General features: G+C 57.4%; 13 protein-coding genes. 10 read left to right on the forward strand and 3 right to left on the reverse strand.

Annotated features, from left to right (window positions below):
- Window positions 1-759: a nickel pincer cofactor biosynthesis protein LarB gene (gene larB, locus BLP93_RS15725; RefSeq protein WP_092123748.1), complete on the forward strand. Its 759-nt coding sequence runs from the start codon at window positions 1-3 to the stop codon at window positions 757-759.
- Window positions 760-862: 103 nt separating this feature from the next.
- On the opposite strand, the gene BLP93_RS15730 is transcribed toward larB, so the two are convergent.
- A complete protein-coding gene (locus tag BLP93_RS15730; protein ID WP_092123750.1) occupies window positions 863-1,375 on the reverse strand; it encodes a GNAT family N-acetyltransferase in 513 nt (170 codons plus the stop codon).
- Between the two features lie 215 nt (window positions 1,376-1,590).
- Here BLP93_RS15730 and BLP93_RS15735 point away from each other — a divergent pair, with 215 nt between their 5' ends.
- From BLP93_RS15735 to BLP93_RS16800, 9 genes are all read left to right on the forward strand, one after another.
- Window positions 1,591-2,196, forward strand: a complete 606-nt coding sequence (locus BLP93_RS15735; RefSeq protein WP_092123752.1) for a restriction endonuclease subunit S — start codon at window positions 1,591-1,593, stop codon at window positions 2,194-2,196.
- A gap of 4 nt (window positions 2,197-2,200) precedes the next feature.
- Window positions 2,201-3,766 (forward strand): type I restriction-modification system subunit M, encoded by a 1,566-nt coding sequence (locus tag BLP93_RS15740; RefSeq protein ID WP_092123754.1) that lies wholly within the window; start codon window positions 2,201-2,203, stop codon window positions 3,764-3,766.
- Between the two features lie 138 nt (window positions 3,767-3,904).
- On the forward strand, window positions 3,905-5,131 hold the full coding sequence (locus BLP93_RS15745; RefSeq protein WP_161946371.1) for a restriction endonuclease subunit S: 1,227 nt from the start codon (window positions 3,905-3,907) through the stop codon (window positions 5,129-5,131).
- A complete protein-coding gene (locus tag BLP93_RS15750) occupies window positions 5,121-5,822 on the forward strand; it encodes a DUF3800 domain-containing protein (protein ID WP_092123758.1) in 702 nt (233 codons plus the stop codon). Before BLP93_RS15745 ends, BLP93_RS15750 begins: the two co-directional genes overlap by 11 nt.
- 1 nt (window position 5,823) lies before the next feature.
- Window positions 5,824-6,264, forward strand: a complete 441-nt coding sequence (locus BLP93_RS15755; RefSeq protein WP_092123760.1) for a hypothetical protein — start codon at window positions 5,824-5,826, stop codon at window positions 6,262-6,264.
- A gap of 290 nt (window positions 6,265-6,554) precedes the next feature.
- Complete coding sequence (locus BLP93_RS15760; RefSeq protein ID WP_092123762.1) at window positions 6,555-9,749, forward strand: type I restriction endonuclease subunit R; 3,195 nt, start codon at window positions 6,555-6,557, stop codon at window positions 9,747-9,749.
- On the forward strand, window positions 9,742-10,470 hold the full coding sequence (locus tag BLP93_RS15765) for a M48 family metallopeptidase (RefSeq protein ID WP_092123765.1): 729 nt from the start codon (window positions 9,742-9,744) through the stop codon (window positions 10,468-10,470). Before BLP93_RS15760 ends, BLP93_RS15765 begins: the two co-directional genes overlap by 8 nt.
- Window positions 10,471-11,115: 645 nt before the next feature.
- Window positions 11,116-16,209 (forward strand): RecQ family ATP-dependent DNA helicase, encoded by a 5,094-nt coding sequence (locus BLP93_RS15775; protein WP_092123769.1) that lies wholly within the window; start codon window positions 11,116-11,118, stop codon window positions 16,207-16,209.
- A complete protein-coding gene (locus BLP93_RS16800; protein WP_139163036.1) occupies window positions 16,191-16,478 on the forward strand; it encodes a hypothetical protein in 288 nt (95 codons plus the stop codon). Before BLP93_RS15775 ends, BLP93_RS16800 begins: the two co-directional genes overlap by 19 nt.
- Before the next feature lie 100 nt (window positions 16,479-16,578).
- Here BLP93_RS16800 and BLP93_RS15780 read toward each other — a convergent pair whose 3' ends face one another.
- Entirely contained in the window at window positions 16,579-16,998 is a 420-nt protein-coding gene (locus tag BLP93_RS15780; protein WP_092123771.1) for a Ros/MucR family transcriptional regulator, read from the reverse strand.
- Window positions 16,999-17,201: 203 nt separating this feature from the next.
- Window positions 17,202-18,656, reverse strand: a complete 1,455-nt coding sequence (locus BLP93_RS15785) for an aminotransferase-like domain-containing protein (RefSeq protein ID WP_092123773.1) — start codon at window positions 18,654-18,656, stop codon at window positions 17,202-17,204.
- Window positions 18,657-18,758: the final 102 nt, after the last annotated feature.

Consider the following 18,758-nt stretch of genomic DNA (forward strand, 5'->3'; position numbering starts at 1 on the left):
ATGGATGCACAAGACATATTGAAGCAACTGCTGATAGACATTCAGAACGGCAGAATGAACGTGGAACAGGGGATGGAGCAACTACGCGATTTCCCGGTCATGGATCTCGGCCATACCAAGATCGACCGGCACCGCTCGCTGCGAAACGGTTTCCCCGAAGTCATCTACGGCGAGGGCAAGACGCCCGAACAGATCGGCGAGATCTTCGAACGCATGGGTACGCTGGCCAACGTCCTCGCCACCCGCGTCTCCCCCGAGATGGCCGCGCATGTTCAGTCCCTCTGCCCGGATGTCCTGTACCATCCCCTGGCCCGCACCCTGTCCCTGACACGGAATGCAATCGTCTACGGCCCGGGCGAGATCGCCATTGTCACGGCCGGAACCTCTGATCTGCCCGTGGCCGAGGAAGCGCGGGTGACCTGCGAGATGCTCGGCAGCCGGGCAACCATAGTGTCCGACGTCGGCGTGGCCGGAATCCATCGGCTTTTTGACCGCCTTTCAGTTATTCGCCAAGCGCAAGTGATCATCGTGGTCGCTGGCATGGAAGGCGCCCTGGCCAGCGTGGTCGGCGGCCTCGTCTCCCAACCCATCGTCGCCGTGCCCACTTCTGTGGGATACGGCGCGTCACTCTCCGGATTCACCGCCCTGATGTGCATGCTCACTTCCTGCGCCAGCGGAGTGACCGTGGTGAACATCGACAACGGCTTCGGCGCAGCCTGCGCGGCCTGCAAAATAACCAATCTCTTTCGCGATTCCTGATTCTGTTTGCGTCTTGGTAAAGCACGCGGCACAGCTTCCGGAAGCAGCTCTGTTTTATAGCAGGTTGTCGCGGGAAGGCATGCGGTGAAGACAGGAAATAAAATTACATCGCGTCATCGAATTCGTTCCGGTACCGTGCCGTGCCGCCGGCCCTGGGCAGGGCGTTGTCGTCGAATACGGCGACCATGAATGCCTCATCCGGAACCCCCTCCCATTGGCTGACAAGGCGATACGTGGATGCCTGCTCGAAACCGAAACGCGGGTAGTATTCGGGATGTCCCAGTACGATCACAAACGGACAGCCGGACCGGCGCAGGTGCTCAAGTCCGTGCCGCACCAGTTGGGTGCCGATGCCCTTTCGCTGACGGGAGGGCAGCACCGCCATGGGCGCCAGCCCCATACCCGCCGCGTCGGAGCCGTCCACCGTGACCGGGGTGAACAGGATGTGGCCGACAACGGCACCGTCCTCCACGGCCACGAAGGCGAGATATTCCTTGCAGGAACTCCGGAGCGCGTCCACCAGGGCCGCCTCCGGGCCGTTCTCGAACGCGGCCAGGTTCAGACTTTGGACGGCATTCTGGTCTTGGGGATCTTCTTGTCGGATTTCGAGCATCATAAATCACCCTTCATAAGTTGAGCGCGTTGAAGCGTTGAAGTGGTTGAGCATCCTCGCAATTACTTCTGAGGATGCCCTCCTTTGTCTGTATTCCAGACGATACATCCATTACCGTTCGGGAGTTTCAACGCTCTCCCGGAAACTTTTTTTGAACAGTAGAATCACTACTGACAAAACATCTTGACAAGAGCGCATTCGCCTTTTACATCGTCAGTATGACTGCTACTGACAAAGTTGGTCGCCGCACGGAACTGCGGAATCTTGCCCGTGTACAGCCGGGCTATCTCAGCCGTACCAGCGTTCACCATGTGCCAAAGGGCACGCATTGGCTTCTCCAGGCCAGGGACATCTCCCCCCAGCACGGCCTCCGTCTAGACGCCCTTGTCCGGTTCCAGCCCGAGCGGAATCCTGACCTGTACCGGGTTTCACGCGGCGACATCCTGCTCACGGCTCGGGGCCAGGATCACCGGGCCTACCTGGTCGAAATGGACCTTTATGACGTGCTCGCCTCCAGCGTGTTCTACATCATCAGGCCGATTGAGGACTTGGTTCTGCCCGGCTACCTCGCGTGGTGGCTGAATCAGCCGGAAGCCCAGGCCGCCCTTGACTTCGCCTCGCACGGAACCGGGATCGGCTACATCTCCCGCCCGTTGATGGAAGTCCTTTCCGTCGTGGTGCCGCCGCTTGATGTGCAGCGGAAGATTTCAGAAACCATGGACCTGTGGCGGCGACAGCAGTCGATCCAGACCCGTCTTGACCAGAAACGCGAACAATTGATCCACGCCGTCTGCCGCCAGGCCGTTGGCGTGGAAAAGGAATAAATCCATGACTCAGACCGTCTCCCAAAAGGAAATCAACGACATCCTCTGGCAGGCCTGCGACACGTTTCGCGGCACGCTCGATCCGACGCAGTACAAGGACTATATCCTCGTAATGTTGTTCATCAAGTACATGTCGGACCTATGGAACGATAAGCGCGATGACTTCCTCAGGCAGTACAAGGGCGACGAGCAGCGGGTCAAGCGAGCCCTGGATCGCGAACGTTTCGTCATGCCCATGGTCGAGTTGCGCGACAAAAACGGCAAGGTCGAAGAGACCTTTCCCGCCAGCTTCGACAGCCTGTATGAGCGCCGCACCCGCACCAACATCGGCGAACTGATCAACATCGCCCTTGAAGCCATCGAAGACGCCAACAAGGCCAAGCTTGAAAATGTTTTCCGCAACATCGACTTCAACTCCGAGCCCAACCTCGGTCAAGCCAAGGACCGCAACCGCCGCCTGAACCTTCTTTTGGAGGACTTTGCCAAGCCGCGGCTCAACCTGCGACCCAGCCGCATCGGCAACCAGGATGTGATTGGAGATGCCTACGAATACCTGATCAGCCGCTTTGCCGCGGACTCGGGCAAAAAAGGCGGCGAGTTCTACACTCCAGGCGAAGTCGCAACCCTTTTGGCCAAGCTGCTCAAGGCCAAGCCCGGGGATACCATCAGCGACCCCACGTGTGGCTCCGGCTCCCTGCTCATCCGCGTGGCCAAGGAAATCGGCTCAGCCAACTTCGCGCTCTTCGGCCAGGAATCCAACGGCTCAACCTGGGCGCTGTGCCGCATGAACATGTTCCTGCATGAAATGGACAACGCCCGCATCGAGTGGTGCAACACCATCACCAGCCCGCATCTGGTCGAAGGCGACCGCCTGCTCAAGTTCAACGTCGTGGTCGCCAATCCGCCTTTCAGCCTCGACAAATGGGGTCACGACCACGCCGAGAACGATCCGTACAACCGTTTCTGGCGCGGCATCCCGCCCAAAAGCAAAGGGGACTTCGCCTTCATCAGCCACATGATCGAGACCGCCCTGGAGGACGAGGGTCGCGTCGGCGTCATCGTGCCCCACGGCGTCCTGTTCCGGGGCGGGGCCGAAGGCAGGATTCGCCAAAAACTCATCGAGGACAACCTCCTCGAAGCCGTCATCGGCCTGCCCGCCAACCTCTTCTTCGGCACGGGCATTCCCGCCGCCATCGTCGTCTTCAACAAGGCCCGCAAGGCCTGGGATCAGGCTGGCTCGCACCGGGACAAGCACATCCTCTTCATCGACGCCAGCCGGGAATTCGAGGACGGCAAGAACCAAAACCGCCTCCGTCTCCAGGACATCAACAAAATCGTCACGACCTTCGAGGCCTTCGCGCAGGTCGAAAAATACGCCTATCCGGCCACGCTGGATGAGATCAAGGAGAATGATTTCAACCTGAACATTCCGCGTTACGTGGACACCTTCGAGCCGGAACCGGAAGTCGATATCCCAACCGTGCAAAAGGAAATCGCCATGCTGGAAGACGAACTCGCCGTCGTGCAGAAGGAACTGGCGGGGCATCTCAAGGAATTGGGGTTGAGCTGATTCGAGGAAGCGAGCCGCAACCTCTGTCACGACCCGGCGTAACCATTCCGAGGACATCCTCGCAATGGTTACGGATGATTCCAAAGTAGCATGTTTTGGATTGCGGCAAAATTGCCAAGTATATTGAATAGAGGCGTTATGAGTGAAAAAACAGTATGGCCAATGATACCGCTCGGCAATCTGCTCAAACAGGTACGTCGGCCGGTGAGCGTGAAAAAGGACGCGATTTATCGAGAAATCGGCATCCGTAGCCACTGCAAGGGAATCTTTCATAAACCGGAGACCACAGGCGAGAAGATTGGCGAGAAGCGTGTCTTCTGGATCGAGCCAGATTGTCTTGTACTCAATATCGTTTTCGCTTGGGAGCAGGCTGTTGCCATGACCAGCAACACTGAGGCGGGAATGATAGCATCACATCGCTTCCCCATGTACTGCTCTCGCAACGGCAAGCTCTTGCCGGAATACGCTTGGCGCTACTTCACCACTCCACGGGGCAAGTATGATCTGAATGTCGCCTCACCCGGCGGCGCCGGACGAAATAAGACACTTGGGCAGGAAGAGTTCAAACAACTCAAAATCCCCGTTCCGCCATTAGAATATCAACGCAAGGCTGTGTCGGTCTTGTCCACTGCGGATCAGGCGATTGCGAGCTTGGAAAAGCTGATCTCGGCAAAACGGACGCTCAAAAAGGGGCTGGCCCAGCAACTTCTCACCGGCCTACGCCGCTTGCCGGGATTCAGCAAACCGTGGGGCATGCAGCGGCTCGGCAATCTCGTCACTCTCCATTTCAGTGGAATTGATAAGAAGACGCATGCTGACGAAGTACCTGTTCGTCTCTGTAACTACACGGATGTGTTCTACAACGACCGCATCACGAGCGATATGAGCTTCATGCAGGCCACCGCCAGCAAGTCCGAGATCGAAAACTTTTCCCTCAAACAATGGGACGTAATCATCACCAAGGATTCCGAGACACCCGACGACATTGGAAAGCCAGCCGTTGTCATGCAAGATATGTCTGGCGTCGTGTGCGGCTACCACTTGGCCATTCTTCGCCCAATGGCCGTGGATGGCTCGTTCCTGGCTCAACTGCTCCGTCTGACCCGGACGCGTTACGAACTGTATCGCATTGCCAACGGCGTGACCCGCTTTGGACTGGGACAGTCGTCTCTGCGTCACCTTGATCTCTCGGTCCCAGATCAGTCAGAGCAGACTTGTATCGCCGCCGTGCTGGGCACGGCGGATCGGGAGATCGCCCTGCTGGAGAAGAAGCATGCCGCCCTGCGAGAATTGAAAAAGGGCCTGATGCAGAAACTACTGACCGGCTCTGTCAATCAGAAAGCGGAGGTGGACAGTGGACTTTGATGTCTATTGCGATGAGAGCCGACCTGACGTTTTTTGCTCCCGAAAAAACAATGCCCGACACTTGGTTATCGGCAGCCTGTGGTTGCCCACGGCGGCGCGCAATGAAATGAAACAGGCCATCCATGGATTGCGCGACAAACATCGCGTTGGTGGAGAATTCAAGTGGCGTAAAGTCACGCCTTCCCGCCGCGATTTCTACATGGAATTGATCGCCTGGTTCATGTCCATGGGGGACCGGCTGCGATTTCGTTGCATTGCCGTAAACCATGAGCAGTTAAATCTGAAGCTGTACCACGATGACGATCAGGAGTTGGGATTCTATAAGTTCTATTATCAGGTGTTGCATCACTGGATTCTTGACTGCAACCGGTATTCGATTTTTTGTGATTTCAAGAAAAATCGCAAAGCGGACAGGCTGCATGTACTCCAGCGATGCCTGAGAAATAGCAACCTGTCTTCGGATATTCTGCGTGTGCAGGCTGTCCGCTCAAAAGAGTCCGTGTTGCTGCAATTAACGGATGTTCTGACAGGGATTGCTTCGGCACGGCTGAACAACATCCTCACGCCCAACACCACCAAGCATGACCTGGTATGCGGACTGGAGAACCGAGTGGGTCGACAGGTTCGCCATACAATGCGGAATGAGCAGAAATTCAATGTGTTCGTGATAAACTTGGCGGGAGGCTGGTGAGGTGGGCTACCCCGCACTGGTTTTGTATCAGACCGAGCAGGAATATCGCATCCATTTTGAACGGATGTACTGTCGTGGTGAATTACAGTGCTTCGACGGCATTATGGTGCGATTCCGGAAGAAGGATTTTGACCACTGTTTCTTCGAGAGCAGCAATCGGGATGGCGTCAAGAATCAATTTTCCAGACAACGCGCTGAACGGATCGACTGGATCAAGGCGGCATTGCAGGACGGACAGGCTGATATTTTCGTGGGCTGGGACAGCAGCAAACGGCGGTACGATCATTCTCGTCGCGTAACGCTGGTGATGGGGGATTATGTGGTGGTGATTCGGCTCACAGGCCAAAAGAAAGCGGTCTTCGTCACCGCATTCGTGGCAGACTCGGCGATGACGCTGGATCGCATCAAGGGAAGCCCGAGGTGGACTCGGCTTCGGGCATAAAAAAACCGCTGATTCACCAGGTGGGCTCAGCGGTAAGCCTTTGCAGGTTCTGCAGCCGCTGGCTGAGAACGAATTCAGTTATGGCTATTTGGGCCGGAAAGTCAAGCGGTTCGGCAATAAGAATTGACATGCATGTCGCCCAATCAGAAACGAAACCGGGCAGTTCCTTTCAGAACCATCCACCGACCGGGAATTCCCTGTCCGTTTCAGCGGACTTCATTTCGGGCGGAGACGTCATGCAAGCAACGACAACGGACATTTTCGGGATGTCGGGGAAAAGGGCCTAACATATGGATATCCCCTCCTTCAAAGAAGACCTGATCTCGCAGGTTCCGGCTTTGGAACTGCTCCAGAATCTGGGGTACATCTACCTTGCCCAGGAAGAGACGTTCCGGGCGCGAGGCGGCCGGTTGGCCGGGGTGTTGCTGGAGAGCGTGCTGGTCGAGCAGTTGCGGACAATCAACGTCATCCGTTTCAAGGGACGCGAATACCCGTTCAGCGAGGGCAACATCCTCGCGGCGGTGCAGGCGCTCAAGGACGTGGCTGACAACGGACTGGTCCAGACCAACGAGAAGGTCTACGACCTGCTGAAGCTGGGCCGGGCCATGCAACAGTCCATTGACGGCGATACCAAGAGCTTTCAACTGGATTACATCGACTGGAAGCACCCGGAGAACAACGCCTACCACGTGGCCGAAGAGTTCGCGGTGGAGCGCGGCGGCAGTCACGAGACGCGACGGCCGGATGTCGTTTTATTTGTCAACGGCATCCCTTTCGTGGTGATCGAGTGCAAGCGGCCGGACCTGAAAGACGCCATCGGCCAGGCGGTCAGCCAGCAAATCCGCAACCAGCAGCAGGACCAGATTCCCCGCTTGTTCCACTACGCTCAGCTCCTGCTGGCGGTTTCCAAGAACGAGGCCAAGTACGCCACGGTGGGCACTCCGGCCAAGTTCTGGGCGGTATGGAAAGAAGAGCTTGGACCCGAGGAAACGGCATCGCTGAAGCAACTTGTGAGCATACCGCTCACGGAAGAACAGGTGGACAAGGTGTTGGTCTCCCGAAAGTGGCTGGTGAAGACGGACTTCGCCGGATACGGCAGCCTTGAGCGGCAGATAACCGAACAGGATAGGGCGCTGTACGCGCTGTGCCGCCCGGAACGGCTCCTGGAATTGACGTATCGATTCATGCTCTTCGATGCCGGGGAGAAAAAGGTTGCGCGGTATCAGCAGTATTTTTGCGTGAACAAGATCATGGAGCGGATTCGCCGCCTGCAGCAGGACGGCCGCCGACAAGGCGGCGTGGTCTGGCACACCCAGGGCAGTGGAAAAAGCTTGACCATGGTGATGCTTGCGGAGGCGATCACGCTGGAAGGCGGCATTGACAATTACAAGATCATCCTGGTGACCGACAGGGTGGATCTGGACGACCAGATTTACAAGACGTTCCACCATTGCGGCACGGTGCCGGTGCAGGCCAAGACCGGCAAGCATTTGGCCGAACTGCTGCGCGACAACACGGCCCGGATCATCACCACGGTGATCGACAAGTTCGAACTGGCGGTGAGCAAGACCGACGTGCGGGACGAGAATCCGGACATCTTCGTGCTGGTGGATGAAAGCCATCGCGGGCAGTACGGTGAGCTTCACGCCAAAATGAAGAAGGCCCTGCCCAACGGATGTTTCATCGGATTCACCGGTACGCCGGTGATGAAGAAGGACAAGAACACCATCGAGCGGTTCGGCGGACTGATCGACACGTACACCATTGAGCAGGCGGTCAAGGACAAGGCCGTGGTGCCGTTGCTGTACGAAGGCCGGCACGTGGACCAGAAGGTGGACACCGAATCGGTGGATCCCTGGTTCGAGCGGATCACGGGAAACCTGAGCCGGGAGCAGAAGGCGGACCTGAAAAGGAAGTTTTCCTCAACGGACCAGTTGAACAAAGCCCAGCAGAAAGTCATGCGCATCGCCTGGGATGTGGGCGAGCATTTCCGCGACAACTGGCAGGGCACGCCGTACAAGGCCCAACTGGTCGCCCAGGACAAGGCCACGGCGCTGCTTTACAAAAAGTTCCTCGACGATTTCGGCCTGGTAGGCTGCGAGGTGCTGATTTCGGGCCCGGACGAGCGCGAAGGCGAAGAGGACGTGCATGAGGAATCCACGGACGAGGTAAAGGCGTTCTGGAAAAAAATGATGGCCAAGTACGGCAGCGAAAAGGAGTACAACCGTCAGGTCATCAGTGCCTTCAAGAACGCCGAGCAGCCGGAAATCATCATCGTGGTGGACAAGTTGCTGACGGGATTTGATGCGCCGCGCAACACGGTGCTGTACCTGACGCGCCGGTTGAAGGGACACTCCCTGCTCCAGGCCATCGCCCGCGTGAACCGACTCTATGACGGCAAGGATTTCGGCTACATTATCGACTACCGCGGCGTGCTTCAGAATCTCGATGAAGCGCTGGACATCTACGGTCGACTCTCGGAGTTCGACATGGCCGGCCTGGACGATCTGAGCACCGCGTTGTCGGATGTGCGGTCCGAGGCACAAAAACTGCCGCAGCGGCATTCGGACCTTTGGGAGGTGTTCAAGACGGTCCGAAACCAGCAGGACGAGGAAGCCTACGAACTGCTGCTGGCGGACGAGGAGCTGCGCGGAAAGTTCTACGAACGGCTCAGCGCCTTCTCACGGACCCTGGGCGTCGCGCTGTCGTCGTCGGCGTTTCTCGAAACGACACCCGAAGGCAAACTGAGGAAGTACAAGAGCGATTTGCGTTTTTTCATGCAGCTGCGGACCTCGGTGCGCAAGCGATATGCCGAGGTGGTGGATTTCAAGGAGTATGAGGCCCGCATCCAGAAGCTGGTGGACCAGCACGTCGGCACCGGGGAGGTGGAGAAAATCACCGACCTGGTGAACATCTTCGACGCCGACGCCTTTGCCAAGGAAGTGGAGAAGCTGGACAGCGCGGCCTCGAAAGCCGACACCATCGCCTACCGCACCAAGCGAACCATCCATGTCCGAATGCAGGAAGATCCGGCGTTCTACCGGCGGTTCTCGGAGATGCTGGAAGACGCCATTCGGGCTTTTCGTGAGCAGCGCCTGTCGGATGCCGAGTATCTGCGGAATGTCCGGGAGATCGCCGAGAAGATCAAAAACCGCACCGGCGACGACATCCCCGCGGAGTTGGCCAACCATGACGTTGCTAAGGCGTTCTTCGGGGTACTGCAGGATGTCTTGATGCGGTACGCAGCCGAGGGGTTCAACCCTCGATCGGCCAGCACCATGGCCAGCCTGGCCATTGACGGGATCATCCTCCAAAACCGCATCGTCAACTGGACGAACAACACCGACGTGCAGAATCGGATGATGAGCGCGATCGAGGACTACCTGTTCGATCTGAAGGATCAGCAAAGGATCGACCTGACCTTCGAGGATGTCGACCGCATCCTGGAGATGGTGCTCGACATAGCCAGAACACGATATGCCTGATTCATCCCCTCAAATCGTGCTCGTTGAACATGCCGGGGAGCATGTTCCCGTCTCGGTTGATTTCAAGGATCGGCAACGCCTGTCGATCTCGGTTCATCCCGATGGTTCGGTGACCGCATTGGCCCCGACGGGCCGCTCCCTGGACGACGTGCTGACACACCTGAATCGCCGCCGATTCTGGATCGCCAAGCAACGCCGTTACTTCGAGGCGTATCAACCGCTACCTGTTGAGAAGCGGTATGTTCCCGGCGAAACCCACCTTTACCTCGGCCGACAGTACCGGTTGCGCGTACATCAATCAGACAAGACATTCGTGCGGCTGATAGGCAGGTTTTTCGAGGTTCACATCCCCACGCCGAAACAGCCCCGACCGATCGCAACAGCCATGAAGGGATGGTACCAAGCGCACGCCGAAACGATCTTCCGTGATCGTCTGCGTCGCTGCGCCCAGAATGCGACCCCGCTGCGATTCGGCTTGGACGTGCGACTTCGGGTCAAGCCCATGGAACGTCGCTGGGGCAGTTGCTCCAAAGCCGGGATGATTACCCTGAACACCGACCTGGTGAAGATGCCGTTGCACTGCATCGACTATGTGATCGTCCACGAGCTGTGCCACCTGCGCATCCATGACCACAGTCCGGCATTTTTCAGGATGCTGGGCCAGTGCATGCCCGACTGGCAACAGCGCAAGGAGCGGCTGGAGTCAATGGTTATGCGGTGAGTGCTGCACGGTTTCGAACACCGCTAGTTGACTGTTGTGGATAACTCCAGAAAATCGGGTCGTGTACCGTCGATATTTTGAACCGATCTCTCTTGGTAATTTTATTTTTTCACATCGCGAAATCATTCCCGAGCGGGGATGTACAAATGGTATTCCCATTGTTTCGTTGTCGAGCATGTCTTGTCTCAGTTGTACTACTCAGCTTCAGAGCAGGGAAAGGTTGATTTCCAAATTTTGCGACAAGCATGGTCTGGATTCCAGCATCGCGGGAATGACTTGTTTTACAATGCCGTCTCCGGATCAGTCATACCAGCGAAGACGGGCGCTGTCGCTATCCTGGTCGCTTCTGCTCGGATGAGCTGAGCAGGAACTCTCATTTTTTGTCCAGCCTGATGGACAAAAACAGGTTTGTCCAGAAAGGTGGACAAAATGCTCACAAAAACGGAAATGAAGCCTCTGCCCCTACTCTGCGCGTCATTTGTTTGCGCTTCCTGATCTTTCGTTTTATGCAACTCCTGAGACTTTTGGGAATCCACTGCACACCTCTATTCATCCTAAAATATTCATGAACACGAAAGCGACTGTTCAGCCGGAAGTTGAGGATGAGAGTCATATCCTTCAAGATGCAAACAGCGAATCCTCCCCATGACCCTTGACGAGTACCTGCGCAACGGGGTCGTTATTGACCTGGAGATCCATCCGGAAGAAAACCGGCTGCTCAAGATCGGGGTCGTTGATCTTCGGGATCGCAAAACACGGCACTACCAGGGGCGTATCCATGCCGGAGATTCCCTGGCTGCGATAGATTCCCTCTTCTCGAACGGCTCCTTTCTGCTCGGCCACAACATCCTGGGCCACGACCTCCCCTGGCTGCGGGAGCACTTTCCGGCCACTGGAGTCCTCGAGCTGCCCCCGCTGGACACCCTGCACCTCTCTCCCCTGGCTTTTCCCAGGAATCCCTATCATCACCTGGTCAAGGACTACAAACTGGTGAAGGTGGCCGTGAACGATCCGGTCCAGGACTGTTTGCAGGCCGAGCGCGTGTTTCACGACGAGATCGAGGCCTTCCGTCGGCTCCCGCCTGAGCAGCTCCTGTTTTATGGTTCGGTCTTGGCGCGATCATACCCGGCGAGCGGGTTCGGCGAATTCTTATCCATCCTGGCCGGTCGGCCCCTGCCGGACAGGCAGGGGAATGAAAACTACTGGAACGGGCGAGTGGCCGAACTGGCTTGCGCAACGGCGGGCGGGAGCGTTTTTCGGGATCTGTGGGAAATGCCCGAACAATCCTGCTGCCTGGGCTATATTCTGGCCTGGCTGGAGGTGGCCGGGGGCAACTCGGTCCTGCCGGCCTGGGTATGGAAGAACCATGCCGCGATCCCGGCCATGCTGCGTTCGCTGCGGGAAACGCCGTGCACCGACCCCGGCTGCAAGTACTGTCGTAACGCCTTTGACTCCAAGATCCAGCTGCAACGCTACTTCGGATATGACGACTACCTGCCGGTGAAGGGAGAAGACCCGCCGCTCCAGAAGCTGGTGGTGGAAACCCTGATCCGGGGCCATGACTGCCTGGCCGTTCTGCCCACCGGGGCAGGGAAATCACTCTGTTACCAGCTGCCCGGCCTGATGAAGGCCGAACAGCGCAAAACCCTGACAATCATCATTTCCCCGCTCCAATCCCTGATGAAGGACCAGGTGGACGGCCTGACGCGCAAGGGCATCCTCAACGGATGCACCATCAATTCGACGCTCACGCTCATCGAACGGGCTAAAACCCTGGAATCCATCCGTCTCGGAGACCGGGACCTGGTCTGGATCGCTCCGGAGCAGCTGCGCAACGCCGGCGTGAAAGAAACGCTCAGGTCCCGGGAAGTCGGCATGGTGATCATGGACGAGGCTCACTGCTTCTCCAAATGGGGTCACGATTTCCGGCCCGATTATCTGGCCCTGGCCTCGTTCCTCAAGGACATTGCTCCGGAACCTCAATCCACGGGCACTCCCCGCCCGGAACCCCAGATCGCCTGCTTCACGGCCACGGCCAAGCCGGATGTCCGGGACGAGATTCTGCGCTACTTCGTGGAGGAGATGGGCCGGGAGCTGGTCCTTTTCGAGGGCGGCCACGAGCGGCCCAATCTGCGCTTCGACGTCATACCCTGCACGGAAGCGGAAAAGCTTCCCCGGATCGATGCCATTCTCAACGACGTGCTCCCGCAAGAAGGTCCCGGCGGGGCCATCGTCTTCGTCGCAACGCGCAGAAAGGCTGAGGAACTTGCAAGTGGCTTGAAGGAGATGGGCTGGGAGGTGGACTATTATCATGCCGGCCGTACTCCCGAGGACAGGGCCGCGGTGCAGGAACAATTCCTGGCCGGGCAGCTTCGGGTCATCACGGCCACCAACGCCTTTGGCATGGGCGTGGACAAGTCCGACGTGCGGGCAGTGATCCATGCCTCCACGCCCGGTTCCCTGGAGAACTATCTCCAGGAAGCCGGGCGTGCCGGCCGGGACAGGCAGCCGGCCATGTGCTGCCTGCTCTACGACCCGGAAGACCTGAACACGCAGTTCGAGCTCTGCTGCGCCTCGGAAGTGACGGACAAGGACTTCAAGTCGTTGTACGGGGGGTTGAAAAGCCTGGCCGCGTTCCGCCAAAACCCAACGCTGGTCATGACCTCCGGCGAGCTGCTGGCTTCAGAGGAGTTCGCCGCCTACGAATTCGACATCCTGGACGCCAACGACTCCATGCGGGACACCAAGGTCCGTATCGCGCTTTCCTGGCTGGAACGCGGGGGGAAGGTTCGTCGGGGCGACAACAAGACCCTGACCATCCAGGGCCGACTGCTCACGCAAACACGGGAGCAGGCCCTGTCCGTCATGGCGCCTCTCAAGCTTTCCAGATCCGAGCGGGAACTCTGGCTGGGGCTTCTGGACATCCTGATGCAGGCGGGTCCTAAGGATTCGTTGAATACGGATTACCTGTCTGAACGGCTGGGCACGCAACCCATCCGCATCCTCAATGCCCTGAGCGCCATGCGCCAGGTGCGCATCCTGAACCACGACCTGAACATGACCGCCTTTGTACGCAAGGGCATTGCCGATGATTCCGAAACCCGGCTCGACCGGTATTCTTCCCTGGAGGAGCACCTGCTCAAGCTCATGGAGGAGGACGAGCCGGATGCCAAGGCTGGTGGAACGTACAACCTGCCCCTGCGGCACGTTTGCCAGCGGCTCAAGGACCAGGGACTGGGGGACGCGACCCCGGCCCAGCTGCTGCGGGTCATGGAGCTGCTCATGGATGAAAAGCTGCTTCGGATCAACCAGCTCTCGAACGCAACTTATCAGGTCCACCTGCGCCGGGAATGGCGGGAGGTCAGAGACGCCGTCTCCCAGCGCAACCAGGTAACCCGAGTTCTGCTTCGCTTCCTTCTGGACAAGATCCCCGCAGGGGTGAAGGGCAAGAATCTCCTGGTCTCGTTTTGCACGGGCGAGATGGAAGAAACGCTCAAGACAAACCTGGTCACCGGATTGATGACCGACCTGCCAAAGCGCTGCAAGGAGGGGCTCTTCGCCCTGCACCACGCCCGGGCCATCTGTTTGCAGAACGGGTTGTCGATCATCCGGCCTGCCATGACCATCACGGTGCTGGACGCCAAGGGCAGGTTCACCAAGGCGGACTACGAGGGGCTGTCCGTCTTCTACAAGCAGAAGATCGCCCAGGTGCACATCATGGGCCGCTTCGCCGAACTGGGGGCGGTCTTCGACGGCATCGGCGCGGCCCTGCGGTTCGTGCGCGACTACTTCCAGAAAAGCAGTCAGGCCTTTTTGGAAACGCACCTCAAGGACAGAAAGGGGATTCTCGAACTGCCCGTGTCCAAGGAGCAGCATGCGGCGATCCTCAACACGCTGAATCCAGTTCAGACCAAGATCGTCCAGGCGCCTGCGGACAGGAACATGCTGGTGGTGGCCGGACCGGGCTCGGGCAAGACGCGGATCATCGTGCATCGCATTGCCTATCTGCTCAAGGTCCTCCGGGTCCGGCCCGGCAAGATATTGGCCGTGGCCTTCAACCGTAATGCCGTGGTCGAGCTGCGCAGGCGGCTCAAGGAACTCCTCGGCAGAAGCGCCGCCGCGATCCGGGTGCACACCTACCACAGCCTGGCCATGGCCATTACCGGACGGTCCCTGGTCGGCAGCCGGGGGGACGAGACGGTCTTTACGTCCATCCTGCGGGAAGCGGTGGAGCATCTGGCCCGGAACCGGGACATGGATTCGGAATCCGCCTTGGACTGGCGGGAGCGGATCATGGGCCTGGAGCACATCCTGGTGGACGAGTACCAGGACATCGACGAGCTGGAATACGAATTTCTCTCGCTGCTGGCAGGCCGCGGCGAAGCCGATCAATCCCGGCGGCCCTCGCTGCTGGCCGTGGGCGACGCGGACCAGAACATCTACGCCTTCAAGGGCTCCAACGTCCGGTTCATTCACCGCTTTGCCGCTGAATACGAAACCGAACCGATCTACATGGTCGCCAACTACCGCTCCCGAGCCCCGATCATCCATGCGGCCAACGGCCTGATCCGCAACAACCGGGACCGCATGGACGCTCCTGCCGTGCAGCCGGTGCGCCACGACAAGGCAGATCCGGTGAGCATCCTGCAAACCCCCTCCATGCCCACGATGCTCAAGGCCGCCCTGGAACAGGCTCACCGGCTGGTCGCCCGGGAGGGGCTGTCCCCGGGCGACGTCTGCATCCTGTGCCGGACGAACCAGGAGGTCTTCGCGATCACCCGGCTGGCCAGACGGGCCGGCATCGAGGTCTTTCCGGTCCGGCGCAGAAAGATTCCCTTCCCGGCGATCCGGGAGGTCCGTGAGATCCTCGAGCTTCTGCAACGCTGCGGCAGATCCATGTGCACCGGCCGGGAAGTCCGCGAACTCGTGGAGGATCTTGTTGCCGAGACCACGGTGCGCAACACGCTCTGGCTGGACCACCTGCTGGTCATGGCCCGGGACTACCAGGAAGAAAGCGGTTCCGTCCGCCGACCGCTCAGGGATTTCTGCGAATACGTCTGGGATGTCTCGCGGGATCTGGGCCGATTCGAGAGGGCCAATGCCCAGGGCATCGGCATCGCCACCATGCACGGCGCCAAGGGGCTGGAATTTCCGGCAGTCCTGCTAATCGGCCATCCCCGTCTGGAATCGAACATGGAGGAAGCCCGACGGCTCTACTACGTAGGCATGACCCGGGCCAGGGACCGGCTCTTTCTGTGCTGCGCGGGCAGGCATCCCTTCGTGGAGGAAGTCAGAAACGCCGCCCCGGAGTGGGCGTCAATGCAGGAACCCGTGATAACCCTTACTCCGGACGAGGAGCGGGAGACCCGGGCCGAGCTGTGGGAGATGCAACTTGACGAGATCCATCTTTCATTTCCGGCCTCGAAGACCGGACATCCGGGGACTCCGACCGCCATTGAAGCCTTGCAAACCGAATCAGGCGAACTCATGTTCAAGTCTGGGGGAAAGGGTTTTCAGGTCATCTCGAACGGAATTCCGGTCTGCGCCCTTTCCGCAATGGGATGCAGAAAATACAAAACGTTTCAAGACCGCGGCCTGCGCGTGGAACTGATCGTCCACCTTGCCTCCATCCACCGAACCCCTTCGGAGCAGGATCAGACCGGAGGCTGGGTTGATCCGGAACGGTTCCCGTTCTGGCATGTGCCGCTGTTTCAGGTGATTTGGAAGAACGAAGAGTAAATGCTCACGATGTCAGATGGAGAAATCATGCATATTGCGAAGAAGTAAATGAATTACAAGAGACACAAAACAAGCGTATTATGTCTCGACGGATTGTTGCGGAGGAATTTAATATTACGGAGGATTCAGAAGACGTTCTGTATCAGGCTCCCGAAAAAAGAAGCCTGATACAGAACGAAGATAGATCAGCAAAAATAAATGCCTTACAGGCTGTTGAAAAATCCCCGCTAGCTGCGTTGCTGCAAAAAAGTTTAAGCCCTCACGTGTAAATAAATACGCTTAGGCTTAAACTTTTATTTCGCCCTGCCATCGAAGTTTTTGAACAGCCTGTGAATCTGGCTTTTTTCAACACGCGGGCATGGAATGGATTTAATTAGCCTTGCCTGGCTTCGCTCCCTTTTTCTTCCATAGCTCCATCTCTTGCATCTTTTTCCGGCGGGCCTTGGACAGAGATTTGGCGATAAGTGACGTTTTCTTCTTGTATCCGTGCTTTTCACGGTACTCGTCGGCAGTCAGATCATGGGTTGCCAGGTGCTTTTTGGTCAGAACCTTGAAGGTTTTTCCACACTCCATGCAGGTGATGGATTTTTCCTTGATTGCCTTCTTCGGATCGCCATGTGTTTCGGTAGCTGACTCGACGGCGGGTCCAGCGCAAGGGGTGCCGTCAGCAACGCTTCGCAAACTCGCTGCGATTTTTACGACCATAGACGTCATTTCTTCTTCAGTCATGGCGCGGATACCGGCCTGTGCTTTCACTATCTCCAGCGCCTGCTTTAAAAATTCATCCATTACGATCTCCTGTTTTATATGTGCTGATGCGTTTCATTGCTGGGTTGTATAAAAATATAGAACACATCCAAAGGCAAAGTCGTATTTAGCAGGATGTACACGCTTGTCAAGCACATGCTTTTAATACCATTAATCAATTTGAACGTATCTATTCATTTGATCTGTGCGGAGACATTGCGATCTTCAACTCTCCTGTTGACGCGTCATTTTGCACTAAAGGCCAAAGTACCAGCCAGTTTCCCCAAGACCTGGATGCCTTTTTCAAGGTCCTGGGAAACAGCATGACCGCAATTTAACCGGATGTAGTTGGCAAACTTATCTTGGCTGGAAAAAACCACTCCCGGGGCCACTCCAATACCCTGTTCCAGAGCACGGTAAAAATAATCCACCGAATCGACCTTTGCATCCAGTTCCAGCCAGAGCACCGCACCGCCCAGAGGGTGCGTAACCTTCGTATCTTCAGGAAAATATCTGGATACCAGATACTGCATGTGCCGCATCTGCTCCTCGATGCCTGCACGCAACTGCTTGAGGTGGCGCCGGTACAGGCCCGCGCGAAGATACTCGGCCACGGCCATCTGCGTTGGAGTGGCCGTACAAATATTGGTCGTGGCCTTGACATGGAATATTTTGTTGAAAAATCTTCCCGGCATGATCCAGCCCACCCTGTATCCTGGAGCCAGAGTCTTGGAAAAAGATGAGCACTGAATAACCAGCCCCTTTCGGTCAAACGTACGGAAACTCAGGGGCCGCAGAGGCCCAAAATGAATGTCCGCATAGACTTCGTCCTCGATCAGCGGGATGTTCTTTTCGGCCAGCGCCGCGACAATGTCCCGCTTGGCCTCGTCCGGCGTGAGCGAACCATCCGGATTGTTGAAGTTCGGATTAAAAATGCAGACCTTGACATCGTTCATGGACACTGCTCGACGCACATCGTCCGGATTGATCCCGGACTCGGGGCAGGAGGAGATTTCCACAGCCCTGAGTCCGAGATTCTCCAGCAGATGCAGAAAACAATAATACGCCGGGACGGTGATCAGCACGATGTCTCCCGGCCTGGTCAGCGCCCGCAGGGCGATATTCAAAGCCTCCTGACACCCTGAGGTGATGATGATTTCCTCAGGGCTGGCCGTAACTCCCTCCTCGATCACATGCATGGCAATCTGGCGGCGCAGTTCGAAATTGCCTTCAATGGATTCATACTGAGCAGCAGCCAGAGGCGTTTCCCGGATCACGGTTGTCAACATCCGGTTAAGCGCCTTGATGGGCAGCAGTTCCTGACCAATGGTGGCTACGCCGAAGGGCAGAATATCTTTCCTCCCCACGCCCTTGAGCACCGTGCGGATCAGTTCGCCCCGGGTCGCTTTGGTGGGGACCAGTGGTTCGGAGTGCTGACGGCACGGCGGTTCCGGCATCTTGCGAAACGTCGAGCGAACGTAAAAGCCGGACCGGGGTCGGGCTTCAACCACCCCCTTGCGTTCCAGTTCAAGATAGGCCTGATTCACGGTGGCCAGACCGACATGCAACCGGCTGCTGAGCTTGCGCAAGGAAGGCAGCTTGTCTCCTGGATTCAGCGTGCCGTCATGAATCTGTTCCATTATCTGCTTTTCGACAACAACATATCGAAATCCATCTGCATTTTCTATCAACTCGACCATCGCGCCCTCTCCCAAAGCCAAACTGTTATGGTTGTTTTTTTACTTTTCTGTATCTGTTCAGGATACAGATTTTCGGGTCTATCTTGTCTGCACGAGGAAGGT

It is taken from the genome of Desulfonatronum thiosulfatophilum, assembly GCF_900104215.1.
GTDB lineage: Bacteria > Desulfobacterota > Desulfovibrionia > Desulfovibrionales > Desulfonatronaceae > Desulfonatronum > Desulfonatronum thiosulfatophilum.

Excerpts from the sequence above, each read along its gene's own strand:
- larB (WP_092123748.1), top strand. The coding sequence starts at position 1 with ATGGATGCACAAGACATATTGAAGCAACTGCTGATAGACATTCAGAAC.
- BLP93_RS15730 (WP_092123750.1), bottom strand. The coding sequence starts at position 1,375 with ATGATGCTCGAAATCCGACAAGAAGATCCCCAAGACCAGAATGCCGTC.
- BLP93_RS15735 (WP_092123752.1), top strand. The coding sequence starts at position 1,591 with ATGACTGCTACTGACAAAGTTGGTCGCCGCACGGAACTGCGGAATCTT.
- BLP93_RS15740 (WP_092123754.1), top strand. The coding sequence starts at position 2,201 with ATGACTCAGACCGTCTCCCAAAAGGAAATCAACGACATCCTCTGGCAG.
- BLP93_RS15745 (WP_161946371.1), top strand. The coding sequence starts at position 3,905 with ATGAGTGAAAAAACAGTATGGCCAATGATACCGCTCGGCAATCTGCTC.
- BLP93_RS15760 (WP_092123762.1), top strand. The coding sequence starts at position 6,555 with ATGGATATCCCCTCCTTCAAAGAAGACCTGATCTCGCAGGTTCCGGCT.
- BLP93_RS15765 (WP_092123765.1), top strand. The coding sequence starts at position 9,742 with ATGCCTGATTCATCCCCTCAAATCGTGCTCGTTGAACATGCCGGGGAG.
- BLP93_RS15775 (WP_092123769.1), top strand. The coding sequence starts at position 11,116 with ATGACCCTTGACGAGTACCTGCGCAACGGGGTCGTTATTGACCTGGAG.
- BLP93_RS15780 (WP_092123771.1), bottom strand. The coding sequence starts at position 16,998 with ATGGATGAATTTTTAAAGCAGGCGCTGGAGATAGTGAAAGCACAGGCC.
- BLP93_RS15785 (WP_092123773.1), bottom strand. The coding sequence starts at position 18,656 with ATGGTCGAGTTGATAGAAAATGCAGATGGATTTCGATATGTTGTTGTC.